This window comes from Spirillospora sp. NPDC046719, from assembly GCF_040645715.1.
Classification (GTDB): Bacteria; Actinomycetota; Actinomycetes; order Streptosporangiales; family Streptosporangiaceae; genus Spirillospora.
In genome coordinates, this window is sequence record NZ_JBEYYT010000170.1 from 8712 (window position 1) to 18300 (window position 9589).

The following is a 9589-nucleotide window of genomic DNA, read 5'->3' on the forward strand; positions in this document are numbered from 1 at the left end:
GCCGGGCGCCCGATCAACGAGCGCCCGGCCACCGGGTATCAGGCCGCCGGAAGGCGCATCACTCGGCGCTGGCGATGGTCAGCGAGCGCAGCCGGAACGCCGCCAGGAACGCGGCGCCCACCGTGACGGCGACGAGCAGCGGGATCGCCACGCCGAGGTCGACGGACGAGCTGACGGGCGACGCCGGGGTCAGGGCGTCGGTGACCGACAGCGCCCACTGCTGGATGGACGCCGACTTCGCGCCCGGCGCGAAGCTCCCGAGCAGCGTCTCCCAGACCAGCGCGTACAGCAGCCCGATCGTGACCGCGTTCCGGCTCATCACCGCGAGCGCCACGAACACCGCGCTGTAGGCGACGCCGCCGACCAGCACGCCGACGGTGAAGGCGGGCACGAGCTGCGCGGTCGTCCCGGTCAGCACCAGCCCGGCCAGCAGGGTCGGGACGACCGAGAACGCCGCGACCAGCACGATCGCGACCGCCAGCTTCGTCAGCACGATCACCTGCCGCGGGATCGGCTTGGTCAGCACGTACATGATCTGGCCGTCGTCGATCTCCGGGCCGATCACGCCGGTGCCGGCGATCAGCGCGAGCAGCGGCAGCAGCGTGGCCAGCCCGAACTTCTGCAGCACGTTCGCCGAGACGTCCAGGTCGTTGTTGCCCGTCCAGCGCAGCACGACCGCCAGGACGACCAGCAGCGCCGGCAGCGCGAGCAGGAGCAGCGCGCGCCGCCGGCCGAGCATCGCCCGGAAGGTGATCATCGCAATGGTCGCGTTCATCGGAGCATCACCGGGCCACCAGGTAGGAGAAGACGCTTTCGAGGGACTCGTCGGCCGGGGAGACCTCCCACAGCCGGACGCCGGCGTCCCGCGACACCTGCGGGAGCAGCCAGGTGAAGCGCTGGAAGTCGACCGCCTCGACGCGCAGGCCCTTGTCGGTGAGCTGGACGCTGCGGGCCGAGCCGTCGGCGATGACGGCGGCGGCGAGGCCCCGGTCGTCGGACGAGCGGACGAGGAAGATGTGCGGCCGGTCGGTCATCAGCCGGCGGATCTTGCGGAAGTCGCCGGACGCGGCGTGCCGGCCAGCGACGATCACCTCGATGTGCCCGGCGAGCCGCTCGACCTCCTCCAGGATGTGCGAGGAGAACAGGATCGTGCGGCCCTCGTTCGCCATCCGGGTGATCAGGTCCATCAGCTGGAGGCGCTGGCGCGGGTCCATGCCGTTGAACGGCTCGTCCAGCAGGAGGACGGGCGGGTCGTGCACGAGCGCGGACGCCATCTTGATCCGCTGCTTCATGCCCTTGGAGTAGGTGCCGATCGTCCGGCCCGCCGCGTACGCCATCTCGACCCGGTCGATGGCCTGGCGCGCGGCGGCGCGCGGGTCGGGCAGCTTGTGCAGCTTCGCCATCGACAGCACGAACTGCTCGCCGGTGAGGAAGTCGTAGGCGCTCTCGCGCTCGGGGACGAGCCCGAGCCGCCGGTAGATGCCGGGGTTCTGCCAGATCGGCTCGCCGTCCAGGGTGATCGTCCCGGACGAGGGGGCGAGGAACCCGCCCATCATGTGGATGAGCGTGGACTTCCCCGCGCCGTTCGGGCCGAGGAGGCCGGTGACGCCCGGGCCGATCGTCATCGAGACGCCGTTGACCGCGACGACGTTGCCGTACCAGCGGGACACCTTCTCCAGCCTGATCTCGCTCATGCCCCGCTCCTTCGAGGGGAGACGGCCCCTCGCGCCTCCCGGTTCGCTTCGCTCATGACAGCCCCGCCTTCCGGAACCGGCGGTACAGGACCGCGACCGAGCCGGCGACGATCACCGCGCACAGCGCGAGCGCGACGACGCCGCTGACCGTGCCGGACGGCACGTCCACCGCGGACTTCTGCTGGCCGAGCAGCCGCACCTGCACGATGTCGATCAGGTTGAACGGGGCGAGGACGCCGATCCAGCCGGCCAGGGTGAAGTTGGTCTGGTGCTCGGCGATGCCCTGGATGATCAGCGTGAACGTACTGGTGATCATGTAGACGGCGATGACGGCGGCGACGCCGAGGCCGCGGCGCGGGGTGAACGCGGCGACGACCGTCCCGATCGCGGCGAGCACCAGCGCGAACAGCACGCAGCCGGCGAGGCCCGCGAGGTAGTGCAGGAACTGGTGCCAGGAGTCCGGCACCTTCGTCACGAGGCCGCCGACGTACAGCACGGTGACGGGCACCGCCATCAGCGCGAACAGCGCGGTGGCGAGCGCGCCGAGCTTCGCCAGGACGAAGTCGAGGTGGCCGACCGGGCGGGAGAAGTACAGCGGGACGACGTGGAAGCGGATCTCCCGGGACGCCAGCACGGGCGCCTGCGTGGCCAGGAAGATCGCGATGATGACCTGGAGGGTGACCGCGTAGGAGGAGTAGCGCATCAGCGCCTCGGGCCGCTTGGCGACCGCGACGACCGCGACGGACCCGGCGGCCGGCAGCAGCATGATCGCGGCGAGCAGGAACGGCATGACCTTCGCGCGGGCGGGCCGCCCGAGGCCGAAGGCGGCGCGCAGGTTGTGCACGTACAGCGACCGCATCACGTAGGCGCGGCCGCTGCGGCGGCCCTCGTAGTGGCGGTAGCCGATGTCGTGGATGGTGCTGGTGCTCATCGCGGGCCTCCCTGCGGCGCGCCGGGCGGCATCGGGACGGGCGGGGCGCCCGGCGGGGCGGGCGGCGGCACCCCCGGCGTCCCGGGCGGACCGAACGGACCCGGCGGACCGGGCGGACCGGGCGGACCCGGCGGGACGGTCTCCGCGGGCGCGGTCTGGAAGACCTCCTCGATGTGGTGGCGGCGCTGCTCCATCCGGATCAGCCGCAGCCCGAGGTCGGCGACGCCGTCCCGGACGAGGTCGTAGGTCGCCTCTCCGGCGATGTCGATGACCAGGAACCGGCCCTCCGGATGCACGGACACGCCCTGGTCGTACAGGTGCTGCCCGAGCGTGTCGCGGCCCTCGTCCACCTCGACGGTGAGCACGCCGCTCTCGGCGGTGTACGCCTCGACGGCCTGGGAGCGCAGCAGCTTCCCGCCGTCGATGATGACCACGTGGTCGCAGACCCGCTCCAGCTCGCCCAGCAGGTGCGAGGTGACCAGCACGCTGATGCCGAACTCGGCGCCGATGCGCCGGATCAGGTCGAGCATCTCGTCGCGCCCGGCCGGGTCGAGGCCGTTGGTGGGCTCGTCGAGGAAGACCAGCTTCGGGTCGTGCACGAGGGCCTGGGCCAGCTTCACCCGCTGCCGCATACCGGTCGAGTAGCCGCCGATCGGACGGTAGCGCTCCTCGTACAGCCCGACGTGGCGCAGGGTGTCGGCGGCGCGCTCGCGCGCGGCGGTCGGCGGCAGCCCGCACATCCGCGCCATGTGCACGACGAACTCCGTCGCGGACACGTCCGGCGGGAGGCACTCGTACTCGGGCATGAACCCGACGTTCTCCCGGATCCGGACGCCCTCGCGGGCGATGTCCATGCCCAGCACGGTCGCGGTGCCGGCGGACGGGGGCTGCAGGCCGAGCAGGATCTTGATCAGCGTGGACTTGCCGGCGCCGTTGGCGCCGACCAGCCCCACGACGCCGGGCTCGACGGCCACCGTCAGGTCGTCCAGGGCGGTCACCCGGGGGAACCTCATCGTCAGGCCCTGGGTGGCGATAATCGGCATGTCCCCGAACCTAGCGGCTGGGTGCTGCCGCGGCGTCACCCTTAGGTGGTACGCGGATGCGCCTTAAGTCGACCGTTTGGCCGCCGTTCGGCCCCTCTGGCGGAGGACCGCGCTCCACACGGCGCGCTGGAGGAACAGCGTCACCGTCCCGGCGATGATCATCCCGAGGAAGTTGACGCCGAGCTGCTCCAGCGACCCGGTGATCTCGGCGCCGTGCCGGAGCGCCATCGCGACCGCGAGGTTCCCGGCGGCCGGGACGGTGGTGACCGAGATGAAGACGCCGACCAGCGCCGACGACTTCCCCGCCGTCAGCGACAGCACCCCGGCGGCGCCCGCGAGCAGCGCGACGATGAACGACCAGCGGTCCGGGCTGTAGATGAACGCGGTCAGCGGCCGGCTCGCGGGCAGCCGGTCGCTCTCGATCACGCCGGTCCACCTGCTGACCAGCGCGCACACGTAGGTGATGACGATGGCGGCGGTGAACCCGACGATCAGCGTCCGGACCGCCTGCCAGATCCGCCCCGGCTGCCGCCGGAAGATCCCGTAGCAGATCCCCGCGACCGCGGCGAACTCCGGGCCGAGCACCATCGCGCCGACCACCAGGACCGGCGAGTCGATCAGCGCGGCGATCCCGGCCAGCTGCGTCGCCAGCGCGAGGAACGCGATGAACGACCAGGTCAGCATGGTGCCCTCGGTGACCTGCCGGTCGAACTCGTCCCACACGACCGCGTCGTCGCCGTGGCCGGGCGCGCGCCGCTCGGCCCGCTCGGCGACCTCCGACACCGACAGGTCGATCTTCTCCATCGCGATGGAGCCGTCCCTGTCGATGCCGAGGCGGCGCAGCGCGGCGAGGACCTCGTTGGCGGACTCGCGCGCCACGTCGATCTGGACGAGGTCGCCGCGCGGGGAGCGCGCGGCGCCGGGGAGGACGACGACGTTCGTGGCGCCGGCGCAGTCCGACAGGGCCGCGCAGACGGCCTCCGTCCGGTCCGGCGGGACGATCGCTCTGAGGTGCAGCACCCGCCACATGCTGCCGTAAAAGCCCGGGGACCGTGGCGCCGGCGCGAGTCCGTACGATTTGATCGTTTATTTACCCGCATCTGGGTGAAAGACGACAGAAAACTCCGGGTGGTGAGGGCATGACGCGGCGCGACGGGCTGCGACGGGAACGCGTGCTACGACGGGAACGCGTGCTACGACGGGCACGGGCGCGACGACGGGAACGGGGCCGGCGCGGGACGGCCCTCGCGGCGGCGGCGCTCGCGCTCACCGTCCCCCTCGCGGCGTCCGGCTGCAAGACGGACCCGAGCTCGGACGGATCGGGCGGGACGGGCGGGTCATCCGGCGGGTCCGGGCCGTCCCGCAACGACGGGCACGCGGTGAGCCCCCTCGACAACCCCGACGGGACCAAGCCGGGCCTCGCGCCCATCACGTCCTCCGGCGACCTCGGCAAGGCGCGCGCGCTCATCAAGAAGGTCGCCACCAAGGGACGCGGCCCGAAGACCGGCTACGAGCGCGACAAGTTCGGCTACGCCTGGATGGACAACGCCCCCGACGTCCCGTTCGCGCACAACGGCTGCGACACCCGCAACGACCTGCTGAAGCGCGACGGGGAGGACGTGAAGTACCGGTCCGGGTCCAACTGCGTCATCGTCTCGCTCACGCTGGACGACCCCTACTCCGGCAAGACCATCCACTGGACGAAGTCGCACGCGACCGCCATCCAGATCGACCACGTCATGCCGCTGTCGTACGACTGGCAGATGGGCGCGTCGCGGTGGACCAAGGACAAGCGCGAGTCCATCGCCAACGACCCGCTGAACCTCATCCCGGTGGACGGGCCGCTGAACGGCGCCAAGAGCGACTCCGGACCGGCGTCGTGGCTGCCGCCGAACAAGCGCGTCCGCTGCTCGTACAGCGTCCGCGTCGCGCAGGTGTCGCTGAAGTACGACCTGCCCGTGACGTCCGCCGACAAGCAGAAGATGCTCGAACTGTGCGGAGGATGACGGCGGCCCGCCCCAATATGCTCGTCGGATGAGCAACGAACCCGACGACCGGCCGGAAGCCGAGAGCGCCGAGACCTCCGAGGCCGCCGACCGGCCCCGCGTCCGCACCGAGCGCGGGGTCGGCGCCCGCGCCGTCGGCGCCGAGGTGACCGGCGCGTCCGCGACCGGCCTCACCCTGCGCCTCGGCAACGGCCTCGGCTCGCTCGCCCTCGGCTCCATGGCGCTCGGCGCGATCGCCATCGGCGCCGTCGCGATCGGCAAGCTCGCCGTGAAGCGCGCGATCATCGGACACCTGGAGGCGGGCACCGTCGAGATCAAACACCTCAAGGTCGGACGCCTGGAGATCGACGAGCGCTGACCGCGCTCGCGCGCCCCGGCGCGGCCCGGCCCGGCTCGGCGCGGCTCGCGGCCGGGGTGCTCGCCCGGTGGCTCGCACCCCGGCCGGCGGATCAGCCGAGGAGGTCGCGGACGACGGCGGCGAGGCGCTCGGCGACGGCCTGCGCCTGGTCGTGCGACGCCGCCTCCACCATCACCCGCACCATCGGCTCGGTGCCGCTCGGCCGGATCAGCACCCGGCCCGTCTCGCCCAGCTCGGCCTCCGCGTCCGCCACCGCCGACGCCAGCCCCGGGTCGGTCTTCGCGCGCGTCTTGTCCACGTCCTTGACGTTGATCAGCACCTGCGGCAGCCGCGTCATCACCTTCGCCAGCTCGTCCAGCGGGCGGCCCCGCCGCACCATCGCCGCCAGCAGGTGCAGGCCGGTCAGCACGCCGTCCCCGGTGGTCGCGTGGTCCAGCATGATCACGTGGCCGGACTGCTCGCCGCCGAAGACGAACCCGCGCTCCTTCATCGCCTCCAGCACGTACCGGTCGCCGACCGCGGTCTCCACCACCGCGATCCCCGCCTCCCGCATCGCCAGCTTGAAGCCGAGGTTCGACATCACCGTCGCCACCACGGTGTCGGCCGCGAGCGCGCCCGCCTCCCGCAGGTCCAGCGCCAGGATCGCCATGATCTGGTCGCCGTCCACCACCTCGCCCGACGCGGTCACCGCCAGGCACCGGTCGGCGTCGCCGTCGTTGGCGATGCCCGCGTCCGCGCCGTGCTCGCGCACCGCCGCGCACAGCGCGTCCAGATGCGTGGACCCGCAGCCGGAGTTGATGTTCAGCCCGTCCGGCGCCGTGCCGATGGTGATCACCTCGGCGCCCGCGCGGCGCAGCGCCTCCGGCGCCACCTCGCTGGACGCGCCGTTCGCGCAGTCCACCACCACGCGCAGCCCGTCCAGCGACACCGGCAGCGTCGCCAGCAGGTGCGCGACGTACTGCTCGACCGCGCCGTGCGCCTCCCGGACCCGGCCGACGCCCGCGCCGGTCGGCGGCTCCCACGCCGCGCCGAGCCGCGCCTCGATCCGGTCCTCGATCTCGTCGGGCAGCTTGTAGCCGCTGCGGTCGAAGAACTTGATCCCGTTGTCCGGCGCCGGGTTGTGCGACGCCGACAGCATCACGCCGAGGTCGGCGGCCAGCTCGTGCGTCAGGTGCGCGACCGCCGGCGTCGGCAGCACCCCGAGCCGCAGCACGTCGACGCCCGAGCTCGCGAGCCCGGCGACCACCGCCGCCTCGAGGAACTCGCCCGAGGCCCGCGGGTCGCGCCCGACCACCGCCATCGGCCGGTGCCCCCGGAACGCGCCCTGCTCGCCGAGGACCCGCGCCGCCGCGACGGACAGGTCCATGGCCAGCGGGGCGGTCAGGTCGCGGTTGGCGAGCCCACGCACGCCGTCGGTCCCGAACAGACGAGCCACAGTTCAACTCCCGGAAAGACGAAAAGACCGCGCGGGCGGTCCGGAGCGGGTGCGCGCCCCGTCCGCCCATGCGGTCAAATCTAGTGGGCCAGGCCCTGCGAACACGGGCGAGCCGCCGCACCCGGTGCGCCGCCCGTGCGGGGCGGCCGCGGAAACGTCCACGGGGTGCGGCGGCTCGTGCCGTCGATCAGCGCTTGCTGTACTGCGGAGCCTTGCGGGCCTTCTTGAGACCGGCCTTCTTGCGCTCCGGCACCCGCGCGTCGCGGGTGAGGAACCCGGCCTTCTTCAGCGCCGGGCGGTGCTCGATGTTCGCGAACTGCAGCGCGCGGGAGATCCCGAGGCGCAGCGCGCCGGCCTGGCCGGTGGTGCCGCCGCCGTTGACCCGGGCGAGGACGTCGAACTGGCCCTCCAGGCCGAGCAGGACGAACGGCTCGTTCACGATCTGCTGGTGGACCTTGTTCGGGAAGTACTGGTCCAGGGTGCGGCCGTTGATCTTCCACTGGCCGGAGCCCGGGACGATCCGGACCCGCGCGATGGCCTGCTTGCGGCGGCCGGTGCCCGCGGCCGGGCCGGTGGCGACCGGCTGGCCCAGGTAGCTCTCGCCGGCGGCCTCGGGGGTCTCGGTGCTGTACTCGGACGGAGCGTCCTCGTAGGAGTCGAAGTCGACGCCCTCGGCGGGCGTCTCGGTGGACTCGGTCACGCTTCTCCTCAGGTGTTCTAGCCAGGGCGGCTGGCCCGGTGATCGGGTGCCCCGGCGGCCTCCACGGGCGCGCGCCGTCGCGCGTCCGCGTTACTTCGCGGGCTGGCTGATCTGGGTGATCTCGAACGGGACGGGCTTCTGCGCCTGGTGCGGGTGGTCCGGACCGGCGTAGACCTTCACCTTCCCGAACATCTTCCGGCCGAGGGTGTTCTTGGGCAGCATGCCCTTGATCGCCTTCTCGACCGCCCGCTCGGGGTGCTTGGCCAGCAGGTCGCCGTAGGCCACCGAGCGGAGACCGCCCGGGTAGCCCGAGTGGCGGTAGGCCTTCTTCTGCTCCAGCTTGTTGCCCGACAGCGCCACCTTGTCGGCGTTCACGATGACCACGAAGTCACCGGTGTCGAGGTGCGGGGCGTAGATGGGCTTGTGCTTACCCCGAAGCAGCTGCGCGACCTGACTGGCGAGACGGCCCAGCACGACATCGGTCGCGTCGATGACGTACCACTGACGCTGTACGTCAGCGGGCTTAGGGGTGTACGTGCGCACGGTCGTCAGCCTTCGTTTCTCGTCGACTTCACAGCGGATATCCTGCTCGCGCCGATCAGGACACTTGGATCTCCGACCTGGCGCTCCGGGAGGCCGGGGCCCGTAACGCGCGGACCCGTCCCCGGGACGGACACGCTGTGGGGCACACCGACACGTCGTTGCGATTCGTCTCCCGCCCGGACAGGCGTCGACGCATACAACAAACCCGCAGGATACCCGCGCGGACGCACGCGGGTCAAAACACGGATCGCTGTGGCAGTCTCCCAGCCGCTCTCCAGTATGCAGCATCGTCCGCGGGGCCCGGCCCGGCGGCCCCGCCCCGGCCGGAAGGCCGTTTCAGACGATCTTGGTGTTCCCTCCCCCTTATAGGGATAAGGTGCCGCCGACCGGTCCACGCCGGCGCCGCCGGCCCGCACCCGGGAGCCCCCGCTGTCCCCTGCCCGCAGAACCGGTGCCCGCAGATCCGGTGCCCGCAGATCCGGCCGACGGCCCGGACGCCATCAGGCCCGGCACTCCGGCGAGCCCGCGGCGCGCGGCTCCTCTCCTTCTCCTCCCCCCTCTTCCACCCACGGCTCCTCGTCGGCGCGACCCGACCGGCCCGCGGGATCCCGGCGGCGGCGTCGCCGGGGGCGGACGGGACGGCCCGGCTCCCGGCCCCTCATCGCGATCGCGGTGACCATCGGCGCGTCGGCCCTCGCCATCGGCACGGGCGTCGCGCTCGACCGGCTCGTCCTGCCCCAGTTGCGGTCGGAACCGATCGCCGCGTCCGACCACGGCGGCGGCCCGTCCGGCACGGGAGACTCGGGCCGAAGGGACGAGCCCGGCGCCGGGACGGGCGGCGGAGCCGGCCCCGGGCGCGGCACCCGCACCGCGCCCGCC

Annotated in this window: 11 protein-coding genes; 3 read left to right on the forward strand and 8 right to left on the reverse strand. The window is 72.6% G+C overall.

What is annotated here, in order from left to right; translation table 11 throughout:
* Window positions 1-58 precede the first annotated feature (58 nt).
* The 5 genes from ABZ914_RS26630 to ABZ914_RS26650 form a co-directional block, all read right to left on the reverse strand.
* Entirely contained in the window at window positions 59-775 is a 717-nt protein-coding gene (locus ABZ914_RS26630) for an ABC transporter permease (protein WP_190862686.1), read from the reverse strand.
* A 7-nt stretch (window positions 776-782) separates the two neighbouring features.
* Window positions 783-1694 carry an ABC transporter ATP-binding protein gene (locus tag ABZ914_RS26635; protein WP_387021836.1) on the reverse strand — a complete coding sequence of 304 codons (912 nt, stop codon included), beginning with the start codon at window positions 1692-1694 and terminating at the stop codon, window positions 783-785.
* A 52-nt stretch (window positions 1695-1746) separates the two neighbouring features.
* The gene (locus ABZ914_RS26640; RefSeq protein WP_433234999.1) at window positions 1747-2625 is read right to left on the reverse strand and encodes an ABC transporter permease; all 879 of its coding nucleotides are present in this window, start codon (window positions 2623-2625) and stop codon (window positions 1747-1749) included.
* Window positions 2622-3668, reverse strand: a complete 1047-nt coding sequence (locus tag ABZ914_RS26645; protein WP_500196531.1) for an ABC transporter ATP-binding protein — start codon at window positions 3666-3668, stop codon at window positions 2622-2624. Before ABZ914_RS26645 ends, ABZ914_RS26640 begins: the two co-directional genes overlap by 4 nt.
* A gap of 63 nt (window positions 3669-3731) precedes the next feature.
* Window positions 3732-4688 (reverse strand): DUF389 domain-containing protein, encoded by a 957-nt coding sequence (locus ABZ914_RS26650; RefSeq protein WP_500196533.1) that lies wholly within the window; start codon window positions 4686-4688, stop codon window positions 3732-3734.
* A 170-nt stretch (window positions 4689-4858) separates the two neighbouring features.
* Between ABZ914_RS26650 and ABZ914_RS26655 the strand changes: the two genes are divergently transcribed.
* Both ABZ914_RS26655 and ABZ914_RS26660 read left to right on the forward strand, forming a co-directional pair.
* Entirely contained in the window at window positions 4859-5674 is an 816-nt protein-coding gene (locus ABZ914_RS26655; RefSeq protein ID WP_500196534.1) for an HNH endonuclease family protein, read from the forward strand.
* A gap of 28 nt (window positions 5675-5702) precedes the next feature.
* Window positions 5703-6032, forward strand: coding sequence for a hypothetical protein (locus ABZ914_RS26660; RefSeq protein WP_500196536.1), 330 nt, complete (start codon window positions 5703-5705; stop codon window positions 6030-6032).
* A gap of 91 nt (window positions 6033-6123) precedes the next feature.
* On the opposite strand, the gene glmM is transcribed toward ABZ914_RS26660, so the two are convergent.
* The 3 genes from glmM to rplM form a co-directional block, all read right to left on the reverse strand.
* Window positions 6124-7467: a phosphoglucosamine mutase gene (glmM, locus tag ABZ914_RS26665; RefSeq protein ID WP_500196538.1), complete on the reverse strand. Its 1344-nt coding sequence runs from the start codon at window positions 7465-7467 to the stop codon at window positions 6124-6126.
* Window positions 7468-7654: 187 nt separating this feature from the next.
* Complete coding sequence (gene rpsI / locus ABZ914_RS26670; RefSeq protein WP_190862669.1) at window positions 7655-8167, reverse strand: 30S ribosomal protein S9; 513 nt, start codon at window positions 8165-8167, stop codon at window positions 7655-7657.
* A gap of 90 nt (window positions 8168-8257) precedes the next feature.
* Window positions 8258-8710, reverse strand: a complete 453-nt coding sequence (rplM, locus tag ABZ914_RS26675; RefSeq protein ID WP_387021857.1) for a 50S ribosomal protein L13 — start codon at window positions 8708-8710, stop codon at window positions 8258-8260.
* 672 nt (window positions 8711-9382) lie between these two features.
* On the opposite strand from rplM, the gene ABZ914_RS26680 reads away from it, so the two are divergent.
* On the forward strand, window positions 9383-9589 hold a 207-nt coding region (locus ABZ914_RS26680), incomplete at its 3' end, for a hypothetical protein (RefSeq protein ID WP_500196541.1).

What these genes read in the sequence shown, in the direction of transcription:
- ABZ914_RS26635 (WP_387021836.1), bottom strand. Translation starts at nt 1,694, where the DNA reads ATGAGCGAGATCAGGCTGGAGAAGGTGTCCCGCTGGTACGGCAACGTC.
- ABZ914_RS26640 (WP_433234999.1), bottom strand. Translation starts at nt 2,625, where the DNA reads ATGAGCACCAGCACCATCCACGACATCGGCTACCGCCACTACGAGGGC.
- ABZ914_RS26630 (WP_190862686.1), bottom strand. Translation starts at nt 775, where the DNA reads ATGAACGCGACCATTGCGATGATCACCTTCCGGGCGATGCTCGGCCGG.
- ABZ914_RS26645 (WP_500196531.1), bottom strand. Translation starts at nt 3,668, where the DNA reads ATGCCGATTATCGCCACCCAGGGCCTGACGATGAGGTTCCCCCGGGTG.
- ABZ914_RS26660 (WP_500196536.1), top strand. Translation starts at nt 5,703, where the DNA reads ATGAGCAACGAACCCGACGACCGGCCGGAAGCCGAGAGCGCCGAGACC.